This is a genomic window from Noviherbaspirillum sp. ST9 (assembly GCF_048799745.1).
GTDB lineage: Bacteria > Pseudomonadota > Gammaproteobacteria > Burkholderiales > Burkholderiaceae_D > Noviherbaspirillum.
Map to the genome: position 1 here is coordinate 1 of NZ_JBLWFR010000006.1, position 23,609 is coordinate 23,609.

Below are 23,609 nucleotides of genomic sequence, written 5' to 3' on the forward strand. Positions count from 1 at the left end.
CCAGGCCGAGGAAGGAGCCGGCGCGCTTGCGGGTGGCGCAGTATTCCGGCAGGTAGCGGCCGGCCTGGCGCATCAGCCACATCGGCGTGTACTCGGTCGGCTGGCGCAGCAGCGCGCGCAGGAAGGTGTCGTTCTGGAGGGGGGCAAACTTGGATGACATGGCAAAACCTTTCACGAATCCGCCATTATCGCCCATGCCGACGCCACCCGCGCGCAACGAAATTCCCGCATCCACATCAAGAAAATCGTTGCACGACGCCGCGCGGCCGGAAAAATGCTTCAGCTCCCGGCGGCCCGGCGCTATAGTGATGTTTCCATTCCGCAATCCATAAAAAGAATGCCGGCGCCTCGTCCAGGCGGCGGGACAAGACTTGCGGTCGTGTCTGATAAGGAGGGGCCATGCGCCGATGGATTGCCGCGGGCTTGGGGGTCGTGCTGAGCCTGGCAGGTCCTGCCGTGTGGGCTGCCGCTATCAATGTCGTCTTCATCAATCCAGGACGCTCGGACGAGCCGTTCTGGCGCAGTGCCGCCCGTTTCGCGGAACCGGCCGCCCAGCAGCTCGGCATCGAGCTCGAGGTGCTGTACGCCGAACGCGACCACCTGAAAATGATCGAGCTTGTGCGCAAAGTCACCTCGCGTGCGAAGAAACCCGATTACCTGATGCTGGTGAACGAAAAGCTCTCCGCCGGCGAAATGCTCAAGCTCGCCGAGCATGCCGGCATCAAGTCGCTGATCGTCTACAGCGGGCTGGTCGAGTCGCAGCAGTCGGAATACGGCAAGCCACGCAAAAAGTTCCGCCACTGGCTGGGCTCGCTCACCCCCAACGCGGCCGAGGCCGGCAGGCTGACCGCCGAGGAGCTGGTACGGCAGGCGCTGCTGCGGCACGCCGTGGCGGACGACGGCAAGGTGCATGTCGCCGCGATTGCCGGCGACAAGGCGACGCCGACCGGTACGCAGCGGCTGCAGGGCGCGATCGACGTTTTCGCCGCCCATCCCGCGGTGGTGCTGGAACAGGTGGTCTACGGCAATTGGGATCGCGCCCGGGCCGGGGAGCAGGCGGCGGCATTGCTGCTGCGCTACCCGAAAATCAATGCCTTCTGGGTGGCCAGCGACCTGATGGCCTTCGGCGCCATCGATGCGGCGGAGGCGGCCGGACGCACGCCCGGTACCGACCTGCTGGTGTCGGCGATCAACAACTCGCCGCCGGTGCTGCAAGCGCGCGTGCAGGGCCGCGTCTCCGCACTCGCCGGCGGCCACTTCACGCTGGCGGCGTGGGGACTCGTCATGCTGTACGACTACCACCACGGCAAGGATTTCGGGCGCGACGGCGCGGACGTCGTCCTGCCCTCGTTCATGCTGCTGGACGAGGAACGCGCGCAGCGCTTCCTGACCCGCTTTGGCGACGAGGATTTCAGCAGCATCGACTTCCGGCAATTTTCCAAGCGCCTGAACCCGCAACTCCGCAGCTACCAGTTCGGCCTCCTGCCTGCATTAAAATGACGCAACCCGTTTCGTCCACCGCCAAACCCTTCCGTCCGCTGAGCCGCCGCGTCGTTGCGTGGGCGCTGTTCTACAGCACGCTCGTCACGGTCGCCATGACCGCCATCCTGATCGCGATCGACTACCAGGAAGAACGCAGGGACGCCATCGACCAGTTGCGCTTCGCCGCCGCAAGCTATCGCAAGAGCCTCGCCAACAGCCTGTGGGACCTGGACATGGCGGCGGTACGTTTGCAGATGGACGGCCTCGCCAGTTTCCCGATGGTCGGCCATGCGGTGCTGACGACCACGATAGGGACAAACGTCCACACCCATAAGCGCAATGCCGCCATGTTCCGCAACCATGCCGCCGAACATGACCCGGTCGATCCGCTGTCATGGAGGGAAACGCTCATCAGCCCGTACAACCCCGACCTTGTGGTCGGCCATCTGCACCTGTACGTCGATCGTCCTGCCTTCCTGAGCCGCATCGAGACCAGCGCCTTGCGCATCCTGGCAGGCGAGGCATTCAAGGGACTGGTGCTCGGCCTGCTGATCGCCTGGCTGATCGCCCGGCTCGTGACGCGCCATCTGTCGCACATGGCCAGGCAGGTCGCGTCCCTCCGCCCCACCGCGCTCGGGCAGGCCCTGACCTTGCAGCGTCACGCGCGACGCCATGTGGACGAACTCGACCAGCTGTGCGGCGCCTTCAATGCGCTCAACGGCCAGCTGGTGGAGTACATCGATAACCAGCGCGTGCTGGAAGAGGAATTGCGCAACCATCGCGACCGACTGTCCGACATGGTCGGCGAACGCACGCGTTCGCTGGAACGCCTGCGCGGATTCCATGGCCTGATCATCCGCGTGCTGACGCGCTTCATCAATCTTCCGCCCGGCCATGCCAACGAAGCCGTCGATCACGGATTGTCGGCCTTCGGCGATTATTTCGGCGCGCGCCGCTGCCTGCTCTACACCTATGACATGGAAGCACGCGGCTTCGGCGTCGCCAATGCCTGGCCGCCGCTGGCCGTGGATGGCAGCCTGAGGGAAATGTTCATCGCCGACGACGTCCTGCCGCGCCGCATGCTGGCGGACCGCCGCTCGCGGGTCTGGCTGTACGGAGAGAAAGCAGCGAATGCGGACGATCCCCTGCTGGCGCTGTTCGGCTGCGATGCCTATACGGCGGTCGGGGTGGAAGTGAAAGGCAATACGATCGGCCTGCTTTGCCTCGTCGGCCGCGCCATCACGCAAGAGAGCGAGAGCGCCACACTGGTCGAACTGGCCGCGCGCGTCTCGGCCAACATGCTCGATCACAAGGCGGCGCAGATGACGCTGCTCGATACCCAGCAAGCGCTGCAGAAGGCCAACCGCGAACTGCACTCGCTAAGCCGGCACGACGCGCTGACCGGACTGGCAAACCGCCGCCATTTCGATGAAATGAAGGATGTCGAATTCCGCCGCGCCATGCGTGCCGAAACGCCGCTCTCGGTCCTGATGTGCGACATCGACGAGTTCAAGCGCTACAACGACACCTACGGGCATGCGCAGGGAGACCGCTGCCTGCAGGCGATTGCGGACAAGCTGGCCCTGCTCTTCAACCGTGCCGGCGAACTGCTCGCGCGCCTCGGCGGCGAGGAGTTCGTGGTGCTGCTGCCCAACACCACGCCGGAGCAGGCGCACGTGCTGGCCGAACGGATGCGCGAAGCCGTATGGGAGGCGGCTATTCCCCACGAATCCTCCCACGTCGCCGACCGGGTGACCGTCAGCGTCGGCATCGCCTCCCTGAAACACGGCCTGCACCAGGACTTCGATTCCCTGCTGCAGGATGCCGACCTGGCGCTGTATCGCGCCAAGAACGGACGCAACCGTTCGGTGCTTGCGGAGTAATCAAATACCGCCCATGCAGAGGTACTTGATGACGAGATAATCGTCCATCCCGTACTTCGATCCCTCGCGCCCGAGGCCGGACTGCTTGACGCCGCCGAAGGGCGCCACTTCATTCGAGATCAGGCCGGTGTTGATGCCGACCATGCCGCTCTCCAGTGCTTCCGCCACGCGCCAGATGCGCCCAATGTCGCGCGAATAGAAATAAGCGGCGAGCCCGAACTCGGTATCGTTGGCCATCGCAATCGCATCGGCATCCGTCTTGAAACGGAACAGCGGTGCAACCGGCCCAAAGGTTTCCTCCTTCGCCACGCGCATCTCGGTGGTCACGCCGGCAATCACCGTCGGCTCAAAGAAGGTATGGCCGAGCGCATGGCGCTTGCCGCCGGTGAGGACACGGCCGCCCTTTTCCGTTGCATCGGCGACGTGCAGCTCGACCTTCTTCACCGCATCTTCGTCGATCAGCGGCCCCTGCGTGACACCGGCTTCGAGGCCGTTGCCGACCTTCAGCTTGCGCACGGCGGACACCAGCTTGTCGGCGAAGGCGTCGTACACACCATCCTGCACGTAGATGCGGTTGGCACACACGCAGGTCTGGCCGGCGTTGCGGTACTTCGACGCCATCGCGCCCTCCACCGCCGCGTCGAGGTCGGCATCGTCGAACACGATGAAGGGCGCATTGCCGCCCAGTTCGAGCGACAGCTTCTTCACGGTGGCGGCGGATTGCTGCATCAGCAGGCGGCCGACTTCGGTGGAACCGGTGAAGCTCAGCTTGCGCACCGTCGGGTTCGAGGTCATTTCGCCGCCAATGGCGCGCGCGTCGCCGGTGACGACGGAGAACACGCCGGCAGGAACACCCGCGCGCTCCGCCAGCACGGCCATGGCCAGGGCGGAGAACGGCGTGCCTTCCGCCGGCTTGACCACCATCGGACAGCCTGCGGCAAGCGCCGGGCCGACCTTGCGCGTAATCATGGCGGCGGGAAAATTCCACGGCGTAATGGCGGCGCAAACGCCGATCGGTTCCTTGGTGACGACGATGCGGCGATCCGTCCAGGGCGATTGCAGCGTATCGCCCGACACGCGCTTGGCCTCTTCGGCGAACCATTCGATGAAGGATGCGGCGTACCCGATCTCGCCTTTCGATTCCGCCAGCGGCTTGCCCTGCTCCACCGTCATGATCAGCGCAAGGTCGTCCGCGTTGGCCAGCATGAGGTCGTTCCACTTGCGCAGGATGGCGCTGCGTTCCTTCGCGGTTTTCGCGCGCCAGCCGGCCCAGGCTTCGCTGGCGGCGGCAATCGCGCGGCGTGTTTCGGCGGCGCCCATGCGCGGCACATTGCCGATGGTTTCGCCGGTCGCAGGATTGGTGACCGGAAAGCTTTCGCCCTTATCGGCATCACACCACTTTCCGCCGACGAAGGCTTGCTGGCGGAACAGGGAAGGATCTTTGAGGTTCAGCATGTTTGCTCCTTAGAATTTGGCGGCTGCCTTGTTGCGTCCGCGCAGCCATTCGAGCGCGAGCAGCAGGCAGGTGGAAAACACAATCAGGATAGTCGCCAGCGCGGCGATTGTCGGGGTGATGTTTTCACGAATGCCGGCGAACATCTGGCGCGGCAGCGTGGACTGTCCCGGTCCGGCGACGAAGAGCGTGATCACCACTTCATCGAACGAGGTCGCGAAGGCAAACAGCGCGCCCGACACCAATCCCGGCGCGATTACCGGCAAGGTGATGCGGAAAAACGTCGACAGCGGGCTGGCGCCGAGGCTGAGGCTGGCACGTACGAGGTTGTGGTTGAATCCTTGCAAGGTTGCCGACACGGTGGTCACGACGAACGGAGCGCCCAGCGCAGCGTGGGCGATGATCAGTCCTGCATAGCTTTCGGACAGTCCGATGTCGGCGAAGAACAGATACACCCCCACGCCGACCACCACGACCGGCACCACCATCGGCGAAATCAGCACGGCCATCACCAGGCCCTTGCCGCGGAACTCCGCCTTGTTCAGCCCGACGGCCGCGAGCGTGCCGAGCACGGTGGCGATCAGCGTGGCAGCGGGCGCGACGATGAAGCTGTTTTTCGCGGCACGCATCCACTCCTCCGAATCGAACAGGTTCTGGTACCACTTCAGCGACACGCCCGGCATCGGATAGGACAGGAAGGAACTCTCGGAGAACGAGAGCGGGATGATGACCAGGATGGGCAGCACCAGGAACAGCAGCGTCAGTGCGTTCATGCCGCGCAGGATGAAGAACCATGCGCGCTCGGTGAGGGACTGGTAGGGGGCGAATGTTGGCAGTATGTGTTTCATCGTGTTGTCTCTCTATTTGTTTGCTCGCCTTCTTCAGCAGGGGGGCGCTTGCGCATGAACTACCGCATTTCTCCCCCGTCATTCCCGCGAAGGCGGGAATGACAAGGTTGCATGATGCAGAAGATGGAGGCTCGCTTACCCCATGCTCACATCAATCTTCGCAAACTTGCGATACACCCCATACAGCAGCAAGGTCGCAATAAACAGCAAGGCCCCCAGCGCGCACGCCATACCCCAGTTGATCGTCACATTGATGAAGTACGCCACGTAATAACTGACCATCTGCTCATTGGTTCCGCCCAGCAGCGCCGGTGTGATGTAGTAGCCAAGCGCAAGGATGAACACCAGCAGCGCGCCCGCCCCCACCCCCGGATAGGTCTGCGGCACATACACGCGCCAGAAGGCGGCGAACGGATGGCTGCCCAGCGACACCGCCGCCCGCATGTAGCTCGGTGGGATCGATTTCATCACGCTATACAGCGGCAGGATCATGAAGGGCAGCAGGATGTGCGTCATCGAAATGTAGGTGCCGGTACGGTTGAACAGCAGCTCCAGCGGCGCGTCGATGAGGCCGGTCAGCATCAGCGATTTGTTGACCAGGCCTTCGGCCTGCAGCAGCACCATCCATGCGGCGACGCGCACCAGGATCGAGGTCCAGAACGGAATCAGTACCAGGATCATGAACAGGTTGGCGCGGCGCTCGGACATCGTCGACAGCCAGTAGGCGAGCGGATAGCCGAGCAGCAGGCAGCACAGCGTGACGCCGAGGCTGATCATGAAGGTGCGAGCGAAAATCGTACGGTAGGCGGATTGTTCTTCATCGACCTGCTCGATGCCGCCGAAGGCGTCCTGCTTCAGGTCGAGCGAGGCCAACAGGTAATAGGGCGAGTAGCGTGAACCGTTGCGCGCGATGACCTGCCAGTATTCCGGCTGGCCCCAATGTTCGTCGATCGCGACCAGTGCCTCGCGTGCGTCGGTGCCTTTCAGACGCTTGCCCTCCGCATCCTGCAGCGGCATGGCACGCGCGGTCTTCATGATGATCGAACGCGAGCCGGGGATTTCGGCATTGACGCGGCGGGCGAGCACACCGGCGACATTCTGCTCTTTCGCGACAGCAAGGTCGTCCGCCAGCGCGGCAAAGGCCTCATCAGAAGGCGTACCGTGACGATCCCAACCTGCAAGCACCTGCACCGTCTTCGGCAGCACGCTCATCACTTCCGGATTCTCCACCGCCCGCTTGAGCAGGATGACGATGGGTGCGACGAAAGTGACCAGCAGGAAGATCATCAGCGGCGCGATCAGCGCGATGGCGCCCATGCGCTTGCGCAGCTGCGCGGCGCGCAATTCACGCTTGAGCTGGGCCGTGGAGGGTTCGGCCGGGAGGGTGTCGAAGGCTACTCCGATGGCGGGAGAAGTCATGTCTCTGTCTCTCGTTCTTGTATTGAAAAACGATGCCGCCCGCCCTTGCGGGCGGCATCAAAACGCCGGAGGGCGAGGAGACACTTTTACTTGGCCGCCCAAGCGGTGAAACGCTGCTCCAGCTCTTCACCATGGTCGGTCCAGAACTTCAGGTTCTGCTGCACGGAATCCTTCACGTTCGCGGTCGACGTCGGCAGGTTCGCCAGCGTCTTGGCGTCCAGGCGCTTGAGTGCCTGGTTGTTGACCGGGCCGTAGGCGATCTTGGTCGCGTAGGTGTGCTGCGCTTCAGGCGTGCTGGAGTAGGCGATGAACTTTTCCGCCACATCCTTGTTCTTCGCGCCCTTCGGGATCACCCAGTAGTCGAGGTCATAGATCGCGCCGGCCCAGGTGACGGCCAGGTTCTTGCCTTCGCGCTGCGCGGCATCGATGCGGCCGTTGAACACGGTGGACATGGCGACATCGCCGGCCACCAGGAATTGCGGCGGCTGCGCGCCGGCTTCCCACCACTGGATGTGCGGCTTGATTTCGTCGAGCTTCTTGAACGCGCGGTCGACGCCGGCCTTGGTCGACAGAACGTTATACACATCCTTGGTCGGCACGCCATCGGCCATCAGCGCGAATTCGAGGTTGTAGCGCGCGCCCTTGCGCATGCCGCGCTTGCCGGGGAATTTCTTCACGTCCCAGAAGTCGGACCAGCCCTTGGGGGCGGTCTTGAGCTTGTCGGCGTTGTAGCCGAGCACGGTGGACCACACAAAGGCGCCGAAGCCGCATTCGTGGAATGCCGCCGGGATGAAATCATCCTTCTTGCCGAACTTGCTGTGGTCGATCTTTTCGAGCAGGCCTTCCTCGCAGGCGCGGCCGACTTCGCCCGATTCCACTTCCACCAGGTCCCAGCTCACTTTCTTGGCTTCGACCATGGCTTTCACCTTGGCCATTTCGCCGTTGTATTCGACGACGGTGACCTTGTCGCCGCTTTTCTGGAACGGCTCGACGTAGGCGACTTTTTGCGCATTGCTGTTGGCGCCGCCGAAATTGACGACGGTGAGCTCGGCGGCGTGTGCAAGGCCGGCGGATGCGAGCGCGGCAAACAGGATGGCGGGGGCGTGCAGTTTCATGGACTCTCCTTTTCTCTTCTCGGACGGTGGTAAGAAAACCTGTTGGACTTATTGAAAGACGCGCAGGCGGTCCGGCTCGATGCCGAGCACCACCGGCGATCCGGTGCGCAGTTGCGGCAGTGCGCTGTCACTGAGCGCGATCTTGACGAAGCAGTCATCCTGCTGCGGCAAGCTGCAGCGCACGCGCACGTGGTCGCCGAAATAGATCAGGTCGGAAACCGTGGCGCGCAGCGCATTCGACGCCTGTTCGCTGGACGGCACCAGCCGGATGCGCTCGGGACGCACGCAGGCGGTCACGCGCTGGCCTGCGGCGGCGCCGCCGATGTTGAGACCGGTGAGGATGCTGCCATCCGGCAGGCGCATGCCGCACTGCTTGCCATCGATGGCGGCAACGGTGCCGCTGAAGCGGTTGTTGTCACCGATGAAGCCGGCCACGAACTGGTTCTGCGGATGCTCGTACAGGTCATCGACTTCAGCCAGCTGCTGGATCACGCCCTGGTCGAATACCGCGACGCGGTCCGACATGGTGAGCGCTTCGCTTTGGTCGTGCGTCACGTAGACGAAGGTCAGTCCGAGGCGCTGGTGCAGTGCCTTGAGTTCCAGCTGCATGTGCTCGCGCAACTGCTTGTCGAGTGCACCGAGGGGTTCGTCCATCAGCACCAGCTTGGGTTCGAACACCAGCGCACGCGCCAGGGCGATGCGCTGCTGCTGGCCGCCGGAAAGCTGCGCCGGATAGCGGTCGGCGAACTTCCCCATCTGCACCATGTCCAGCGCCTGTTTCACCTTCGCGGCACGGGTCACGGAATCGAGCTTGCGCACCGACAGCGGATAGGCGACGTTCTGCGCGACCGTCATGTGTGGGAACAGCGCGTAGTTCTGGAACACCATGCCGATGTTGCGCTTGTGCGGCGGCACTTTATTAAGCAGTTGCCCTTCGAGGCGGATCTCGCCGCCGGTGGGAAACTCGAAGCCGGCCAGCATCATCAGGCAGGTCGTCTTCCCCGACCCCGACGGGCCGAGCAGCGTCAGGAATTCGCCGCGCTCGATGTCGAGGTCGAGTTGTTTGACGACGAGGTGTTCGCCGTCATAGGTTTTCTTCACGCCGCGAAAAGCGACGAGGGTGTCACGTTGGATGTGTTCTTCATTCAGCACGTCTTGTCTCCCAACTCGTTCAGTGCGGTACGTTGCCGCGGGGTGGTCAGCGCTCTCGCAAGGCGTCGGCAAGGATGCCGAGTGCCTCATCCATCAGCTTGTCGCTGATCGTCAGCGGGAACAGGAAGCGGATGACGTTGCCGTGCACGCCGCAGGTCAGCAGCAGCAGTCCGTTTTCCATTGCACGTGCCTGGATGCGCTTCGTGAAATCGGCATCGGGTTCGCGCGTGCCGGGCTTCATGAATTCGACCGCGACCATGGCGCCGAGGCCGCGCACGTCGGCGATTTCCTTCACCGTCTCGCGCAGCTCGTTGAGCTTGTCCTTCAGGCGCTGGCCGAGCACGTTGGCGCGCTCCACCAGTCCTTCATCCTTGATCACATCGAGCACGGCATGCGCGGAGGCAACCGCCAGCGGATTACCCGCATAGGTGCCACCGAGACCACCGGGCGCGGGTGCGTCCATGATCTCGGCGCGGCCGCACACCGCGGATAGCGGCATGCCGCCGGCGAGGCTCTTGGCCATCGTCATCAGGTCGGGAAGCACGTCGTAGTGCTCCATCGCAAACAGCTTGCCGGTACGGGCAAAGCCGGTCTGCACTTCATCGGCGATCAGCAGGATGCCGTGCTGGTCGCACAGCGCGCGCAGGACACGCATGAAATCGACCGGCGCCGGGTAGAAACCGCCCTCGCCCTGCACGGGCTCGAGGATGATCGCCGCAATGCGTTTAGGGTCGATGTCGGACTTGAACAGCGACTGCAGCGCATCGAGCGAATCCTGCGTAGAGATGCCATGGACCGGAATCGGGAACGGCGCGTGGTACACCTCGCCCGGGAAGGGGCCGAAGCCGACCTTGTACGGCACGACCTTGCCGGTGAGCGCCATGCCCATCATCGTGCGGCCGTGGAAGCCGCCGGAGAAAGCGATGACGCCTGCGCGGCCGGTAGCGGCGCGGGCGATCTTGATGGCGTTTTCCACGGCTTCGGCGCCGGTGGAGAAGAACGCGGTCTTCTTGGCATGGCTGCCCGGGGTAATGGCATTGACGCGCTCGGCCAGTTCGACATAGCTCGCGTACGGGACGATCTGGTAGGCAGTGTGCGTGAACTTGTCGAGCTGCTTCTGCATGGCCTCGATCAGCTTCGGATGGCGGTGGCCGGTATTGAGCACGGCGATGCCGCTGGCGAAATCGATGTAACGGCGGTTTTCGACATCCCAGATTTCGGAGTTGGACGCGCGATCGGCGTAGAACTGGCACATCACGCCGACGCCGCGTGGGGTGGCCGCGTCTTTGCGGCGCTGTAGATCGGAATTCTTCATCTTCGTCCCGTTTGCCTTGTGTAAATGCGATGGACGAATCGTACTTTTGCTTTGGCCCTATAAATAGATCCACTTCTGATTATTTGATGGTGCCACTTCAGAAGGGGGATTTGAGCATTGACAAGGAAGGCAGGGGCGTGGCTCCATAGACGTGCTTTCCCCTGCAATCCACAAGGTGCCACTTTGCGTATCGCCGCCCTCTCCGACTTCCTCCTGCAACGCATCGACCGCCAGGCGGGTACGCCGGTCAACCGCCAGCTCTATCAGGTCGTCCGTGAAGCGATCCTCGCCCACGTACTGCCCGCCGGGTTGCAGCTGCCGTCATCGCGCGACCTCGCCCGTGAGCTGAAGATGTCGCGCAATACCGTGACCTACGCTTATGAGCAGCTGGTGGCGGAAGGCTTTCTCGAGACGCGCGTCGGCGCGGGCACCTTCGTCGCGGACACCATGCCCCACGAGATGCCGGAGGTCGCCGCTGGCGAAGCCGCTCCCGTCAATCCGTCGAGCCGCCTCGGCCTTTCGGCACGCGGCGCGCAACTGGTGGAGCACGCGGGGGCGTACCGTCTGCAGTGGGGTGCCTTCATGCCCGGCGTGCCCGATGTGACCCACTTCCCGACCAAGACCTGGAGCCGGCTGCAGAACAAGTACTGGCGGCGCGCGCAACCCGACCTGCTGACCTACGGCCAGGGTGGTGGCTACCCGCCGCTGCGCGAGGCCATCGCGGAATACCTGCGCGTGGTGCGCTCCGTGAATTGCACGGCGGAGCAAGTCATCGTCACCACCGGCATCCATCAATCGATCGACCTGGCGACCAAGCTGCTGGCGGAGACGGGCGACCGGGCCTGGGTCGAGGACCCGTGCTACTGGGGAACGCGCAGCGTGCTGCATTCGCTGAACCTGAAGCCCGTCCCCGTTCCCGTCGACAGCGAAGGCATCGACCTGCGCAACGGCGACTGGCGCAATCCGCCGCGCTTCATTTTCGTCACGCCTTCGCACCAGTATCCGCTCGGCCCGGTGATGAGCCTGTCGCGCCGGCGCATGCTGCTGGAATACGCGGCAGTGCATAACGCCTGGGTCATGGAAGACGATTACGACAGCGAGTTCCGCTACAACAGCCGGCCGCTGGCGTCGCTGCAGGGCATGGACAGGCATGACCGCGTGCTTTATCTCGGCTCGTTCAGCAAGACGCTTTTCCCCGGCCTGCGCATCGGTTTCCTCGTCGTCCCGCAGGGGCTGGCGGCGCCGTTCGCGACCGGCTTGTCGGAGCTTTACCGGGGCGGGCAGGTGTTCACGCAAGCGGTGCTGGCCGACTTCATGACGGAGGGGCATTTCGCGTCGCATATCCGCCGCATGCGCGTGCTGTACGAGGAGCGGCTGCGGTTGCTGCAAGGGGCTATTGAGCGCAACTTCGGCGACACGCTGCCAATGAGCGGAGGCGATGCGGGACTGCACCTGACGCTGGGCTTGCCGGACCACTGCGACGACGCGGTCGTCAGCCGGCATGCGCAATCAGCGGGGATCATCGCGCGGCCGCTGTCTCGCTACTACATGGATGCACGCACTGCCCGCAAGGGGCTCATCCTCGGCTACGCCTGCGTGCCGAATGAAATCGTCGCCCCGACCTTCGACCGCCTCGCCAACATCATCCGTCCGCACCTCTCGAACAGCATCGAGGTGCGCCAGAGGGCGTCAGGACGCTAGCTTGCTCTGCTGCTCTTCGTCGGCGATGCGGCGGATATACGCGGCGAAATGCGGATCCTCGCCGCGCAGCAGCTGCGGCAGCTGGAAGTAGAAGTCTTCGCGCTGGCACCATTCGCGCATGTAGTCGTCCCAAGAATTCCAGCGACGCAACGCAACGCCTTTCAGGTCGGGCTCGTAGGCCACGATGTAGGCGCGCTCGAAGAGCGCGATGAGCATTTCGAAAATGATCAGCATGCGTTCGCGCTGTTCGTCGCTCAGGTTGGGCGTGGGCGCGTTGGTGCGCAGCTTGAGGTCGGGATTGTCGAGGACGATCTTCAGGAAGTCGTTATAGGCATCCTGCAGCAGCTGGTACGCTTCCTCGTCCTCGGCGTCGCGCTCCTTGCGCTGTTCAAAGAGGAACAGGAAGATCGCGAACGGCAAGCCGAACACGGTGACGATGAAGCTGGCGGTTTCCCAGACGTCGGGATCGAGCAGGAATTCCATGACAACCTCTCTGGTGGTCACCTATCCTACCGCCATTTACGACCGGAATCATCTTTTGAAGCAAGCAGTCACACTCGCTTTGCGCCCGGACAAATCGTCGTGGAGTGCGCGAGCGCCGCCTCGGCGAGCAGTTCTGCCCAAGCCGTGCAGCCCTTTTCCGAGGGATGGTAGCCGTCGGATGCCATCATCGCCATATCGTGGGTATCAAGCGCGAGTGGCACGTAGCAGACCGCTTCGCGCGTCGCCGCAAGCTCCTTTGCGGCGTGGTCGAGGACGGAGGCCTTGAGGCCCATTACAAAGCGCAGAGGCTGGGGCAAGGCGGGGAAATGCGCGACGGGCGGCAGGCCGGAAAGGAGGACCAGCTTCGGCTGGCAGCGCCGCGCAAGGGTTTGCAAGACCTCGTCGAGGTCGCGCGTCCAGCGTGCGGCCGGATTGAAGGCCGTCGTATCGTTGACGCCAAAGGCAATCAGGACGATGTCGACCGGCTCCGCGGGAATCTCCCGGATGAAAGACTCAAGTGCCTCGCGCGCAGTCGCGCCATTCCTGCCGCAGGCACGCCACGCGACAGGCCGTTGAAGTCGATTTGCCAGCGCCAGTGCCAGCTGGCCGGAAATAGCTTGCTCGTGGGTGCTCACCCCGACACCGGCCACCGGTGACTCCCCGACAGTCAGCAAGCGCAAGGGCAGGCCACCCTGCGTACCACCGGCGATGCCCTCCACTGGCCCGCCAGCCTCAGGCAGTCGCGGCGTGACCTTGCGCGTATGCCTTCCCTGCGCAATCAGGAAAGGCAGCATCGGCAAGGCAACCAGTTCCGGCAGGTAGCGGTGCATTCCGGCTCCTCTGTTTCAGCGCAACTGCATGTGTTCGATCTTGATGCACTTGTCCATCACAACGTCGAGTCCCGCCTTCGCTGCCCTCGCCGAAGCCTCCTCGTCGACGACACCGAGCTGCATCCAGACGGCACGCGCGCCGACTGCAATCGCCTCGTCGACAGCAGTACCCACTTCCTCCGGCTTGCGGAAGCAATCGACGACATCGATCCGGCCGCCCGCTTTCTTCATTGCCGCCTCCGCCTCGGCGAGTGTCGCGTAGCATTGCTCACCAAGAATGCGCGTGCCCGCATACGAAGGGTTCACGGGAAGGATACGATAGCCATGCGCCTGCATGTATTGCGCAACTTCATGGCTCGGCCTGTCGTGCTTGGAGGACATGCCGACGACGGCAATCGTGCGGCTTTCCATGAGGATGCGATTGATGACCTGCTGTTCCTGATCCATTCAGATTCCTGCGCAAAGTAGTTATTTCGTCGCCATCGTCTCAACGTCGAATTGCCAATAAAAAAGGCAGCCGAAGCTGCCTTTTCATTGTACTGCCAACATCGCTTAGCGCTTCTTGCGCAGCTTTTCGATCGCTGCCAGTTGCGCCACGGCGGCGGCCAGTTCAGCCTGTGCCTTGGCGTAGTCGATTTCCGACTCGCGGTTGGCCAGCGCTTCTTCAGCCAGTTTCTTCGCTTCAGCCGCCTTCGCCTCGTCCAGGTCGTGACCGCGGATCGCGGTATCGGCCAGCACGGTGACGCCGTTCGGTTGCACTTCGAGGATACCGCCCGCGACGAATACGAATTCCTCATCCGCCTGGCCCGGTACCTTGATGCGCACCGCACCCGGCCTGATGCGCGTGATCAGCGGGGTGTGCTGGGGATAAATACCCAGTTCACCTGCCTCACCCGGCAACGCGACGAATTCGGCCTCGCCGGCGAAGATTTCTTCTTCGGCGGAGACGACGTCTACGTGAATAGTGTGTGCCATGTTAGAACCTTTCGTCTGAAGATCAGACCGAGTGCACGCAGTCCGCCGCGATCAGGCGAGGCACGGTACCTTGTGCCCTGCCCGGCTGCGACGCGCTGCGCCGCGCGCGATTAGATCTTCTTGGCCTTTTCGATTGCTTCCTCGATCGTGCCGACCATGTAGAACGCCTGTTCCGGCAGGTGATCGAGTTCGCCCGAAGCGATCATCTTGAAGCCCTTGATCGTGTCCTTCAGCGAAACGTACTTGCCCGGGGAGCCGGTGAACACTTCAGCGACGTGGAACGGCTGCGACAGGAAACGCTGCATCTTACGAGCACGTGCCACGACCAGCTTGTCTTCCGGTGCCAGTTCGTCCATGCCCAGAATCGCGATAATGTCGCGCAGTTCCTTGTAGCGCTGCAGCGTGCCCTGAACGGCGCGTGCGGTCTCGTAGTGCTCTGCACCGACGACATTCGGGTCCAGCTGACGCGAGGTCGAGTCGAGCGGATCCACTGCCGGGTAGATACCCAGTGCAGCGATGTCACGCGACAGAACGACGGTGGAGTCCAAGTGAGCAAACGTGGTTGCCGGCGACGGGTCGGTCAAGTCATCCGCCGGGACGTACACGGCCTGGATGGAGGTGATCGAACCGGTCTTGGTCGAGGTAATACGCTCTTGCAGGCGGCCCATTTCTTCGGCCAGCGTCGGCTGGTAACCCACCGCGGACGGCATACGGCCCAGCAGCGCGGACACTTCGGTACCGGCCAGGGTGTAACGGTAAATGTTGTCCACGAAGAACAGAACGTCACGGCCTTCGTCACGGAAGGATTCCGCAATGGTCAGACCGGTCAGCGCCACGCGCAGACGGTTGCCCGGCGGCTCGTTCATCTGGCCGTAGACCATCGACACCTTCGAGTTGGCCAGGTTGTCCAGGTCAACGACCTTGGAGTCAGCCATTTCGTGGTAGAAGTCGTTACCTTCACGAGTACGCTCACCCACGCCGGCGAACACGGACAGACCCGAGTGTGCCTTCGCGATGTTGTTGATGAGTTCCATCATGTTCACGGTCTTGCCCACACCTGCACCGCCGAACAGACCGACCTTACCGCCCTTGGCGAACGGGCAGACGAGGTCAATAACCTTGATGCCGGTTTCCAGCAGTTCCTGCGACGGGGACAGCTCGTCGTATGCCGGTGCCTTGCGGTGGATCGATGCGGTTTGCGTTGCGTTGACCGGACCACGCTCGTCGATCGGGTTGCCGAGCACGTCCATGATGCGGCCCAGCGTTGCCGGACCAACCGGCACGGAGATCGGTGCGCCGGTGTTCTGGATCACCATGCCGCGACGCAGACCGTCGGAGGAGCCCAGCGCAATGGTACGGACGATGCCGTCGCCAAGCTGCTGCTGCACTTCGAGGGTCAGGGCGGAGCCTGCCATCTTCAGAGCATCGTAAACCTTGGGCATCGCGTCGCGCGGAAACTCCACGTCAACCACGGCGCCGATACACTGAACGATTTTGCCTTCAGCCATTTTCGTTCCTTCAATATAAGTAGATTCTTTAGTTAAACCGCAGCCGCACCGGCGACGATCTCGGACAGTTCCTTGGTAATCGCAGCCTGGCGAGTCTTGTTGTACACAAGCTTCAGTTCGCCGATCACGTTACCTGCATTGTCGGAAGCAGCCTTCATCGCCACCATGCGCGCCGATTGTTCCGACGCCATGTTCTCGGCGACGGCCTGGTAAATCAGCGCTTCGACATATCGCACCAGCAGTTCGTCGATCACGGACTGGGCATCCGGCTCGTAGATGTAATCCCACGAGTGCGAATTCTTGTCCGTTTCCATACGCTCTGCCGACAACGGCAGCAACTGGTCCATCATCGGTTCCTGTTTCATCGTGTTGATGAACTTCGTGTAGAACAGGTAAACCGCATCGAGCTTGCCTTCCTGGTAGTCGTCGAGCAGCACCTTGACGGGGCCGATCAACTTGTCCAGGTGCGGCGTGTCGCCGAGGCCGACGGCTTGCGCCACGACCTTGCCGCCGATACGGTTCAGGAAACCGAGACCCTTGTTGCCGATTGCGACTGCTTCAACCTTCTTGCCCTGACCTTCGAGCTCGCGCACCTTGTTGGTCACCTGACGCAGCACGTTGGTGTTCATGCCGCCGCACAGACCCTTGTCGGTCGTGACGACGATGATGCCCACCTTCTTTGCCGTGTCCTGCTTGACCAGGAAAGGATGCGTGTACTCCGGGTTGGCCTGCGCCAAGTGAGCGGCGATATTACGAATTTTGTCACTGTAGGGACGGGCCGAACGCATCCGGTCCTGCGCCTTGCGCATTTTGGATGCGGCGACCATTTCCATCGCCTTGGTGATCTTCTTCGTGTTCTCTACGCTCTTGATCTTGCCGCGTATCTCTTTGCCTGCAGCCATGAGTAATTACTCCTTCAGCTCCAGTGATCAGAAAGTTTTCTTGAAGGCGGCAATCGCGGCGGCAAGTTCAGCTTCGCCGTCCTTGTCGAGTGCTTTGGAGTCTTCAATCTTCTGCAGCAGGGCGCCGTGGCTGGTCTTCATGAAGTTATGCAGGCCGGATTCGAATGCCAACACTTTCTTCACGTCGATGTCGTCGAAGTAGCCCTTGTTCACTGCGAACAGCGACACGGCCATCAGCGAGATCGGCAGCGGCGAGTATTGCGGCTGCTTCAGCAGTTCGGTCACGCGTGCACCGCGGTCCAGCTGGCGGCGGGTGGCTTCGTCGAGGTCGGAAGCGAACTGCGCGAACGCGGCCAGTTCACGGTACTGCGCCAGGTCGGTACGGATACCGCCGGACAGGCCCTTGATGACCTTGGTCTGAGCTGCACCACCGACGCGGGACACCGAGATACCTGCGTTGATCGCGGGACGGATACCTGCGTTGAACAGCGAGGTCTCGAGGAAGATCTGGCCGTCGGTAATGGAAATCACGTTGGTCGGAACGAACGCGGACACGTCACCTGCCTGGGTTTCAATGATCGGCAGTGCGGTCAGCGAACCGGTCTTGCCCTTCACTTCGCCATTGGTGAACGCTTCGACGTAGTCGGGGTTCACGCGTGCTGCGCGCTCGAGCAGACGGGAGTGGAGATAGAACACGTCGCCCGGGTATGCTTCGCGGCCCGGCGGACGGCGCAGCAGCAGGGAAACCTGACGGTAAGCGACAGCCTGCTTGGACAGGTCGTCATAAATGATCAGTGCGTCTTGACCGCGGTCGCGGAAGTATTCGCCCATGGCGCAGCCGGAGTAGGCAGCGACGTACTGCATCGCGGCGGATTCGGAAGCGTTGGCGGCAACGACGATGGTGTACTCCATCGCGCCGTGCTGCTCGAGAGCGCGCACGATGTTCTTGACCGTGGAAGCCTTCTGGCCGATCGCGACGTAGATACACGTCATGTCCTGGCCCTTTTGGTTGATGATGGTATCAACCGCAACGGCGGACTTGCCGGTTTGACGGTCGCCGATGATCAGCTCGCGCTGGCCACGGCCGATCGGCACCATGGAGTCAATTGCCTTCAGGCCGGTTTGCATCGGCTGGGAGACGGACTGACGTGCGATAACGCCCGGGGCGATCTTTTCGATCGGGGCGGTCAGCTTGGTGTTGACCGGACCCTTGCCGTCGATCGGCTGGCCCAGTGCATTGACGACGCGGCCCTTCAGTTCCGGACCGATCGGCACTTCCAGGATGCGGCCCGTGCACTTGACGGTATCGCCTTCGGAAATGTGCTCGTATTCACCCAGGATAACGGCGCCGACGGAATCGCGCTCGAGGTTCAGCGCCAGACCGAAGGTGTTGCCCGGGAATTCCAGCATCTCGCCTTGCATCGCGTCGGAAAGACCGTGGATGCGGCAGATACCGTCGGTCACGGAAATGACCGTGCCCTGATTGCGAATCTCAGCGGTGTCGCCAAGGCCTTGAATCCGGCTCTTGATCAGTTCGCTGATTTCAGACGGGTTGAGTTGCATGTTAACTCCTAAATTTTTTAATCTCTGCTTACGCTAGCGTCAGCATGCCGCGATCACGACGCGAGGGCTGCGTGCATCTTCTGCAGCTTGGCGCGGACGGAAGTGTCGAGCACTTCGTCGCCGACGGTGACGCGAACGCCGCCGATCAGCGAGGTGTCCACGGTCACGGTCGGGTTCAGCTTGCGGCCGAATTTCTTTTCCAGCGTCGCCACCAGGTCTTTCACTTGAGCGTCGGTCAACGCGAACGCGCTCGTGATCTCCGCATCTGCGGCGCCTTCCGATGCATTCTTCAATACATGGAACTGCGCGCCGATTTCCGGCAGCAGCGAGAGGCGGCCGTTTTCGACCAACATGCCAACGAAGTTTTTCGCTTCGGGGGAGACATTGGACTTCAACAGCGACAAGAACGTTTCGGAAACCTGCTTGTCCGAGAGCTTCGGATTGCTGGCGAAAGACTTGACGTCGGGGAGAGCGGCAACGGCTGCCATTTCCGACACGAGGTCGGACCAGGCAGCGAGATTGCCGGACTTGGCTACACGGAACAGTGCTTCTGCGTAAGGACGAGCAATCGTTGCGAGTTCGGCCATGATTACAGCTCGGTCTTGAGTTGGTTCAGCAGGTCGGCGTGGGCCGCTGCGTTCACCTCACGCTTGAGGATCTGCTCAGCGCCCTTGACCGCGAGAGTCGCGACCTGGGCACGCAGTTCGTCGCGTGCACGAGTGACTTGCTGTTCTGCGTCGGCCTTGGCGGCGGCGATAATGCGCGCAGCTTCGTCGGATGCAGATTTCTTGGCGTCTTCGATGATTGCCTGGGCACGCTTTTCAGCGTCGCCGATGCGCTTCTGGCCTTCGTCTCGGGCGGTAGCCAGTTCAGCCTGCGCGCGCTTTTCAGCGGCAGCCATCTCTGCTTTGCCCCGGTCGGCGGCGGCCAAGCCGCTCGCGATCTTCTCGGCGCGCTCGTCGAGCGCCTTCATCAGCGGGGGCCACACGAACTTCATCGTGAACCACGCGAGGATGAAGAAGACCACGAACTGCGCAAACAAGGTTGCATTTAAGTTCACGGTGTTTTCCTTCTCAGAATAACGAGAGCCGAACCAGGGACCGGTTCGGCTGTTGGAAATCAGCTATACGCTAATTACTTCGCGATGAACGGGTTTGCGAAAGCAAACAGCATTGCGATACCAACACCGATCAGGAATGCAGCGTCGATCAGACCAGCCAGCAGGAACATCTTGGTCTGGAGGGTGTTCATGAGTTCAGGCTGACGTGCCGATGCTTCGAGGTACTTGCCGCCCATGATAGCGATACCGATACATGCACCGATAGCACCCAGGCCAATGATCAAGCCGCAAGCCAAAGCAACAAAAGAGATGTCAGTCATGAGAGTTCCTTCAAAAGGTTAAGGTTAAAGACAAAACTAAAAAACAAACTTCGTTACGTACAACTATCCTGAGGATTCTTTAATGCGCTTCGTGGGCCTGGCCAATGTACACGAGCGTCAGCATCATGAAGATGAACGCTTGCAGGAACACGATCAGGATGTGGAAGATTGCCCACATCGAGCCTGCGATCACATGGCCGATGAAGCCGAATGCGGTGGCCATCGAGCCGAGCAGTGCGATCAGCAGGAACAGCAGTTCGCCTGCGTACATGTTGCCGAAGAGTCGCATGCCGAGGGAAACGGTACGGGCAACATATTCGATCGCGTTCAGCAGGACGTTGAACGGCGCCATGTAGATGCCGAACGGTGCTGCGAGCCACTCGTGCAGCCAGCCGCCCACGCCCTTGATCTTGAGGTTGTAATAGATCACGACGGCGAGCACGCCGAGGGCCATGCCGAGGGTGCCGTTGAGGTCGGCGGTCGGAACGACGCGATGGTAAGGAATGACGTTTTCGAGGCCGAGCAGGGCGAACAGCGAAGAGAACATGTCGACCGGCAGGAAGTCCAGCGAGTTCATCAGCGCGACCCAGACGAACACGGTCAGCGCCAGCGGAGCGATGAAGCGACGGTCGCCGTGGACGATGGACTTGGACTGGTCTTCGACCATCTCGACGACCATTTCAACGAACGCCTGGAAGCGGCCCGGCACGCCGGAGGTCGCCTTGCGCGCGGCCAGCCACATCACGAAGCAGCCGAGCACGCCCATCGTCACGGACCAGAACAGCGTGTCCATGTTGATGATCGAGAAATCGACGATCTTGTCTTGATGATGGGTGGAGAAGTGTCCGAGGTGGTGGACTATGTATTCTGATGCAGTTGGAGCGTGTCCAGTGGATGCCATGTCAGTGCCTAAATATTAAGATGATGTAACTTTTCAGCGCCACGATGAAAGCAGCGAGTAGCGCCAGCCAGTTCAAATCGCGGTACAGCCATACCACCGCGCCAAGCAGCGCGACAGTCAATGCAATCTTGATAAATTCACCGATGAAAAAGGTCATCGGGTTGACAGCCCCTGGCTTGCGCGCGTTGGTAAACAAACGCAGTGCAAACAAGCCATTCGGCACAACACAGCACAAGCCGCCAAGAAGTGCAGACAACAGCGCGTGCCATCCTCCGATCAGGCCGGCAATCAGGCCGGTAACGATCGTTGTCAAAAACTGCAGGAGGACGACGCGTAGCATTGATGATCCGCTTTGGTGCAATCCGTGGGGCTTTCGGCTTCTGAAAGCTCCGGCTACGGGCCGCGGTATTTCTTAGTGGGCGTCTTGTGAAACCACGGGATTATAAGTGTTTTCCACAGGGATGGTCAAACCTTTGGCGGAAGGAAAGTCTTATATAAGACCATAGTAAAACTACCGTATTGGCCTACGTGGAAATGCGGAGTATGGCGCGCAAAATTGCCACTTGCGGAAATCCGGACGCCGGCTCGGCGCGGCTGTCGGACTATTCGCACCCTCTTGGTGCGCCCCACGTCAAAGCGAGCTGCTTTTCGCCTATAAATCAATGAGTTATTGAAAGCGCAATGAAAGCTGGGGCGTGGCATGCTTATTGTTATGTTGCCCATGCATGCATGTCGCATGCGGCTTCTTCAAAGGACATGAACATGGATTCCCACCGGCCCGCCCCTCGCTCCATCACCCTTCGCTTCCTGGCGGAGCCAACCGACGTCAACTTCGGCGGTAAAGTCCATGGCGGCGCCGTCATGAAATGGATCGACCAGGCCGGCTATGCCTGCGCGGTCGGCTGGAGCGGGTATTACTGCGTCACGGTCTTCGTGGGCGGGATCCGCTTTTACAAGCCCATCTTCATCGGCCAGGTCGTCGAGGTGACGGCGACCGTCGTGCATACGGGAAGTTCGAGCATCCATATTGCGATCGACGTGTCGGCGACCGATCCGCGTACGGGAACGCGCAAGAAGACGACGCGCTGCCTGATCGTGTTCGTCGCGGTGGATGGCGGCGGGGACTCGGTGCAGGTGCCGGCCTGGGAACCCGTGAGCGAGGAAGACCTGCGCCTGCAAAAGTACGCGATGCGCATGGCTGAAATGCGCAAGGCGCAGGAGGATGAACTGGCACTGATCGGCGAAGGCGCCGCCCTGCCCTGACCTCCTGCTCAGCCGACGAGGCTGTACAGCCAGTCCCGCCCTTGCGGCCAGTTGCCGAGTCCGCTTTCGGAATTGATGTGGCCGCGCGCGCCGATGTCATGGAACTCGGCGCCCCAGGCCGCAGCCCATTCCCTTGCCTTAGCGAGTTCGCACCAGGGATCGTCGGACGATGCGACGACAAGCGACTTGAATGGCAGCCGGATGCGCGGCATCGGTGCGAATCCTTTGACAGGCTCAGGGGCGCTTTCGCGTTCCACGTCCGGCGGCGCGACGAGCAGCGCACCTTTCACTTTCGCAAAATGCGGCCTGTGCGCGTGCGTGGTGGCCCACCATGCAGTCGTGGCGCAGCCGAGGCTGTGCGCCGCAATCACCACCTGCCCCTGCGCGGATGCAATCGCCGTGTCGAGTGTGTTGATCCATTCGTCGCGGCCCGGTGCATCCCAGTCGCGCTGCTGCACGCGATGCGCGTTCGGCAGCATGTCTTCCCACACGGTTTGCCAATGGCCCTCGCCTGAATTGAACAGGCCGGGATGGATGAGGATGGTCGTCGTCATTCGGTCCCGCGCAGTTTCGCGATCAGCCCGTCGAGCGCGTCGAGGTTGGCGAAATCGATGATGAGCTGGCCCTTGTTCTTGGCGCCGACCTTGATGACGACTTGCGTGGCCAAGGTGTCGGACAGCTCTTCTTCGAGGCGCGCGAGGTCGCGCGATTTTTCCTTGCCCGCGCGCGTCTTGTTGCCCGCTTGTTCGGTCGTCGTTTTCACGACCAGCTTTTCGGCGTCGCGCACCGACATGCGCTTGGCGACGATCTGGTTGGCGAGCGTGATCTGTGTCGCCGAATCGACGGCGAGCAATGCGCGCGCATGGCCCATATCGATGTCGCCCGCCATCAGCATGGTCTGCACGGGCTTGGCGAGATTCAGCAGGCGCAACAAATTCGATACCGCGCTGCGCGAGCGTCCGACCGCGCCGGCGGCCTGTTCGTGGGTGAAGTCGAAGTCGGTGATCAGGCGATGGATGCCCTGCGCTTCTTCCAGCGGATTGAGGTCTTCACGCTGGATGTTTTCGATCAGTGCCATCGCGGCGGCGGCCTGGTCGTCGACATCCTTCACGAGGACGGGCACTTCGCTGAGGCCGGCGATCTGCGCGGCACGGAAGCGACGTTCGCCGGCGATGATTTCATAGCGGCCATCGCCGTTAATCGGACGCACGAGGATGGGTTGCATCAAACCTTGTGCCTTGATCGATGCGGCGAGCTCTTGCAGCGCACCTTCGTCCATGCGCGTGCGCGGCTGGTATTTACCGGCCTGCATCTTCGTGACGCTCAGTGTGGACGGTGCGCCAGCGACGGTCGGAACGGCTTCTTCGAAATCGGACGAACCGCCCAGCAGTGCATCGAGGCCGCGGCCGAGTCCCTTGGTTTTCTTGAGTGCCATA

25 protein-coding genes are annotated in these 23,609 nt (G+C 61.9%); 4 read left to right on the plus strand and 21 right to left on the minus strand.

Going from position 1 to position 23,609, the window contains the following annotated elements; all coding sequences use genetic code 11:
• Positions 1 to 160 (minus strand): uroporphyrinogen decarboxylase family protein (locus tag ACNOHI_RS14395; RefSeq protein WP_420475782.1); only part of this gene is annotated, 160 nt, incomplete at its 3' end.
• 239 nt (positions 161 to 399) lie between these two features.
• Between ACNOHI_RS14395 and ACNOHI_RS14400 the strand changes: the two genes are divergently transcribed.
• Together ACNOHI_RS14400 and ACNOHI_RS14405 are read left to right on the plus strand one after the other, a co-directional pair.
• Positions 400 to 1,500, plus strand: coding sequence for an ABC transporter substrate-binding protein (locus tag ACNOHI_RS14400; RefSeq protein ID WP_420475371.1), 1,101 nt, complete (start codon positions 400 to 402; stop codon positions 1,498 to 1,500).
• Complete coding sequence (locus tag ACNOHI_RS14405; RefSeq protein WP_420475372.1) at positions 1,497 to 3,365, plus strand: diguanylate cyclase domain-containing protein; 1,869 nt, start codon at positions 1,497 to 1,499, stop codon at positions 3,363 to 3,365. The genes ACNOHI_RS14400 and ACNOHI_RS14405 overlap by 4 nt, the downstream gene beginning before the upstream one ends.
• Here the strand turns inward: ACNOHI_RS14405 and gabD are convergent, their stop codons facing one another.
• The 6 genes from gabD to ACNOHI_RS14435 all read right to left on the minus strand — a co-directional run bounded on the left by gabD (position 3,366) and on the right by ACNOHI_RS14435 (position 10,667).
• Complete coding sequence (gene gabD, locus ACNOHI_RS14410) at positions 3,366 to 4,820, minus strand: NADP-dependent succinate-semialdehyde dehydrogenase (RefSeq protein WP_420475373.1); 1,455 nt, start codon at positions 4,818 to 4,820, stop codon at positions 3,366 to 3,368. It lies immediately after the preceding gene.
• Positions 4,821 to 4,829: 9 nt separating this feature from the next.
• Complete coding sequence (locus ACNOHI_RS14415; RefSeq protein ID WP_420475374.1) at positions 4,830 to 5,666, minus strand: ABC transporter permease; 837 nt, start codon at positions 5,664 to 5,666, stop codon at positions 4,830 to 4,832.
• Between the two features lie 135 nt (positions 5,667 to 5,801).
• A complete protein-coding gene (locus ACNOHI_RS14420; protein WP_420475375.1) occupies positions 5,802 to 7,085 on the minus strand; it encodes an ABC transporter permease in 1,284 nt (427 codons plus the stop codon).
• A gap of 86 nt (positions 7,086 to 7,171) precedes the next feature.
• Positions 7,172 to 8,200, minus strand: coding sequence for an ABC transporter substrate-binding protein (locus tag ACNOHI_RS14425; RefSeq protein WP_420475376.1), 1,029 nt, complete (start codon positions 8,198 to 8,200; stop codon positions 7,172 to 7,174).
• Between the two features lie 48 nt (positions 8,201 to 8,248).
• Entirely contained in the window at positions 8,249 to 9,349 is a 1,101-nt protein-coding gene (locus ACNOHI_RS14430; protein ID WP_420475783.1) for an ABC transporter ATP-binding protein, read from the minus strand.
• A gap of 49 nt (positions 9,350 to 9,398) precedes the next feature.
• Entirely contained in the window at positions 9,399 to 10,667 is a 1,269-nt protein-coding gene (locus tag ACNOHI_RS14435) for a 4-aminobutyrate--2-oxoglutarate transaminase (protein ID WP_420475377.1), read from the minus strand.
• A 183-nt stretch (positions 10,668 to 10,850) separates the two neighbouring features.
• On the opposite strand from ACNOHI_RS14435, the gene ACNOHI_RS14440 reads away from it, so the two are divergent.
• Positions 10,851 to 12,368 carry a PLP-dependent aminotransferase family protein gene (locus ACNOHI_RS14440; protein ID WP_420475378.1) on the plus strand — a complete coding sequence of 506 codons (1,518 nt, stop codon included), beginning with the start codon at positions 10,851 to 10,853 and terminating at the stop codon, positions 12,366 to 12,368.
• On the opposite strand, the gene ACNOHI_RS14445 is transcribed toward ACNOHI_RS14440, so the two are convergent.
• The 12 genes from ACNOHI_RS14445 to ACNOHI_RS14500 form a co-directional block, all read right to left on the minus strand.
• The gene (locus tag ACNOHI_RS14445; RefSeq protein WP_420475379.1) at positions 12,357 to 12,872 is read right to left on the minus strand and encodes a hypothetical protein; all 516 of its coding nucleotides are present in this window, start codon (positions 12,870 to 12,872) and stop codon (positions 12,357 to 12,359) included. The two genes, ACNOHI_RS14440 and ACNOHI_RS14445, sit on opposite strands and share 12 nt — an antisense overlap.
• Positions 12,873 to 12,919: 47 nt before the next feature.
• Entirely contained in the window at positions 12,920 to 13,681 is a 762-nt protein-coding gene (locus tag ACNOHI_RS14450; RefSeq protein ID WP_420475380.1) for an SGNH/GDSL hydrolase family protein, read from the minus strand.
• A gap of 15 nt (positions 13,682 to 13,696) precedes the next feature.
• Positions 13,697 to 14,128, minus strand: coding sequence for a CoA-binding protein (locus tag ACNOHI_RS14455; protein ID WP_420475381.1), 432 nt, complete (start codon positions 14,126 to 14,128; stop codon positions 13,697 to 13,699).
• Positions 14,129 to 14,233: 105 nt separating this feature from the next.
• Complete coding sequence (locus tag ACNOHI_RS14460) at positions 14,234 to 14,656, minus strand: F0F1 ATP synthase subunit epsilon (protein WP_420475382.1); 423 nt, start codon at positions 14,654 to 14,656, stop codon at positions 14,234 to 14,236.
• 110 nt (positions 14,657 to 14,766) lie between these two features.
• On the minus strand, positions 14,767 to 16,164 hold the full coding sequence (gene atpD / locus ACNOHI_RS14465; protein WP_420475383.1) for a F0F1 ATP synthase subunit beta: 1,398 nt from the start codon (positions 16,162 to 16,164) through the stop codon (positions 14,767 to 14,769).
• Positions 16,165 to 16,196: 32 nt separating this feature from the next.
• The gene (atpG, locus tag ACNOHI_RS14470) at positions 16,197 to 17,066 is read right to left on the minus strand and encodes a F0F1 ATP synthase subunit gamma (protein ID WP_420475384.1); all 870 of its coding nucleotides are present in this window, start codon (positions 17,064 to 17,066) and stop codon (positions 16,197 to 16,199) included.
• Between the two features lie 27 nt (positions 17,067 to 17,093).
• Positions 17,094 to 18,629 (minus strand): F0F1 ATP synthase subunit alpha, encoded by a 1,536-nt coding sequence (atpA, locus tag ACNOHI_RS14475; RefSeq protein ID WP_420475385.1) that lies wholly within the window; start codon positions 18,627 to 18,629, stop codon positions 17,094 to 17,096.
• Positions 18,630 to 18,682: 53 nt separating this feature from the next.
• The gene (locus tag ACNOHI_RS14480; protein WP_420475386.1) at positions 18,683 to 19,216 is read right to left on the minus strand and encodes a F0F1 ATP synthase subunit delta; all 534 of its coding nucleotides are present in this window, start codon (positions 19,214 to 19,216) and stop codon (positions 18,683 to 18,685) included.
• Positions 19,217 to 19,218: 2 nt separating this feature from the next.
• On the minus strand, positions 19,219 to 19,689 hold the full coding sequence (locus tag ACNOHI_RS14485) for a F0F1 ATP synthase subunit B (protein WP_420475387.1): 471 nt from the start codon (positions 19,687 to 19,689) through the stop codon (positions 19,219 to 19,221).
• Between the two features lie 74 nt (positions 19,690 to 19,763).
• Entirely contained in the window at positions 19,764 to 20,009 is a 246-nt protein-coding gene (atpE, locus tag ACNOHI_RS14490) for a F0F1 ATP synthase subunit C (protein WP_088710626.1), read from the minus strand.
• A gap of 79 nt (positions 20,010 to 20,088) precedes the next feature.
• Positions 20,089 to 20,910, minus strand: coding sequence for a F0F1 ATP synthase subunit A (atpB, locus tag ACNOHI_RS14495; protein WP_420475388.1), 822 nt, complete (start codon positions 20,908 to 20,910; stop codon positions 20,089 to 20,091).
• A 1-nt stretch (position 20,911) separates the two neighbouring features.
• A complete protein-coding gene (locus ACNOHI_RS14500) occupies positions 20,912 to 21,250 on the minus strand; it encodes an ATP synthase subunit I (RefSeq protein ID WP_420475389.1) in 339 nt (112 codons plus the stop codon).
• A gap of 422 nt (positions 21,251 to 21,672) precedes the next feature.
• Between ACNOHI_RS14500 and ACNOHI_RS14505 the strand changes: the two genes are divergently transcribed.
• Positions 21,673 to 22,173 (plus strand): acyl-CoA thioesterase, encoded by a 501-nt coding sequence (locus ACNOHI_RS14505; protein ID WP_420475390.1) that lies wholly within the window; start codon positions 21,673 to 21,675, stop codon positions 22,171 to 22,173.
• Positions 22,174 to 22,181: 8 nt separating this feature from the next.
• Here the strand turns inward: ACNOHI_RS14505 and ACNOHI_RS14510 are convergent, their stop codons facing one another.
• Both ACNOHI_RS14510 and ACNOHI_RS14515 read right to left on the minus strand, forming a co-directional pair.
• Positions 22,182 to 22,727 carry an RBBP9/YdeN family alpha/beta hydrolase gene (locus ACNOHI_RS14510; protein ID WP_420475391.1) on the minus strand — a complete coding sequence of 182 codons (546 nt, stop codon included), beginning with the start codon at positions 22,725 to 22,727 and terminating at the stop codon, positions 22,182 to 22,184.
• Positions 22,724 to 23,608: a ParB/RepB/Spo0J family partition protein gene (locus ACNOHI_RS14515; RefSeq protein ID WP_420475392.1), complete on the minus strand. Its 885-nt coding sequence runs from the start codon at positions 23,606 to 23,608 to the stop codon at positions 22,724 to 22,726. The genes ACNOHI_RS14510 and ACNOHI_RS14515 overlap by 4 nt, the downstream gene beginning before the upstream one ends.
• Position 23,609 lies beyond the last annotated feature (1 nt).

Excerpts from the sequence above, each read along its gene's own strand:
- ACNOHI_RS14400 (WP_420475371.1), top strand. The coding sequence starts at position 400 with ATGCGCCGATGGATTGCCGCGGGCTTGGGGGTCGTGCTGAGCCTGGCA.
- ACNOHI_RS14405 (WP_420475372.1), top strand. The coding sequence starts at position 1,497 with ATGACGCAACCCGTTTCGTCCACCGCCAAACCCTTCCGTCCGCTGAGC.
- gabD (WP_420475373.1), bottom strand. The coding sequence starts at position 4,820 with ATGCTGAACCTCAAAGATCCTTCCCTGTTCCGCCAGCAAGCCTTCGTC.
- ACNOHI_RS14415 (WP_420475374.1), bottom strand. The coding sequence starts at position 5,666 with ATGAAACACATACTGCCAACATTCGCCCCCTACCAGTCCCTCACCGAG.
- ACNOHI_RS14420 (WP_420475375.1), bottom strand. The coding sequence starts at position 7,085 with ATGACTTCTCCCGCCATCGGAGTAGCCTTCGACACCCTCCCGGCCGAA.
- ACNOHI_RS14425 (WP_420475376.1), bottom strand. The coding sequence starts at position 8,200 with ATGAAACTGCACGCCCCCGCCATCCTGTTTGCCGCGCTCGCATCCGCC.
- ACNOHI_RS14435 (WP_420475377.1), bottom strand. The coding sequence starts at position 10,667 with ATGAAGAATTCCGATCTACAGCGCCGCAAAGACGCGGCCACCCCACGC.
- ACNOHI_RS14450 (WP_420475380.1), bottom strand. The coding sequence starts at position 13,681 with ATGCACCGCTACCTGCCGGAACTGGTTGCCTTGCCGATGCTGCCTTTC.
- ACNOHI_RS14455 (WP_420475381.1), bottom strand. The coding sequence starts at position 14,128 with ATGGATCAGGAACAGCAGGTCATCAATCGCATCCTCATGGAAAGCCGC.
- ACNOHI_RS14460 (WP_420475382.1), bottom strand. The coding sequence starts at position 14,656 with ATGGCACACACTATTCACGTAGACGTCGTCTCCGCCGAAGAAGAAATC.
- atpD (WP_420475383.1), bottom strand. The coding sequence starts at position 16,164 with ATGGCTGAAGGCAAAATCGTTCAGTGTATCGGCGCCGTGGTTGACGTG.
- atpG (WP_420475384.1), bottom strand. The coding sequence starts at position 17,066 with ATGGCTGCAGGCAAAGAGATACGCGGCAAGATCAAGAGCGTAGAGAAC.
- atpA (WP_420475385.1), bottom strand. The coding sequence starts at position 18,629 with ATGCAACTCAACCCGTCTGAAATCAGCGAACTGATCAAGAGCCGGATT.
- ACNOHI_RS14480 (WP_420475386.1), bottom strand. The coding sequence starts at position 19,216 with ATGGCCGAACTCGCAACGATTGCTCGTCCTTACGCAGAAGCACTGTTC.
- atpE (WP_088710626.1), bottom strand. The coding sequence starts at position 20,009 with ATGACTGACATCTCTTTTGTTGCTTTGGCTTGCGGCTTGATCATTGGC.
- atpB (WP_420475388.1), bottom strand. The coding sequence starts at position 20,910 with ATGGCATCCACTGGACACGCTCCAACTGCATCAGAATACATAGTCCAC.
- ACNOHI_RS14500 (WP_420475389.1), bottom strand. The coding sequence starts at position 21,250 with ATGCTACGCGTCGTCCTCCTGCAGTTTTTGACAACGATCGTTACCGGC.
- ACNOHI_RS14505 (WP_420475390.1), top strand. The coding sequence starts at position 21,673 with ATGGATTCCCACCGGCCCGCCCCTCGCTCCATCACCCTTCGCTTCCTG.
- ACNOHI_RS14510 (WP_420475391.1), bottom strand. The coding sequence starts at position 22,727 with ATGACGACGACCATCCTCATCCATCCCGGCCTGTTCAATTCAGGCGAG.
- ACNOHI_RS14515 (WP_420475392.1), bottom strand. The coding sequence starts at position 23,608 with ATGGCACTCAAGAAAACCAAGGGACTCGGCCGCGGCCTCGATGCACTG.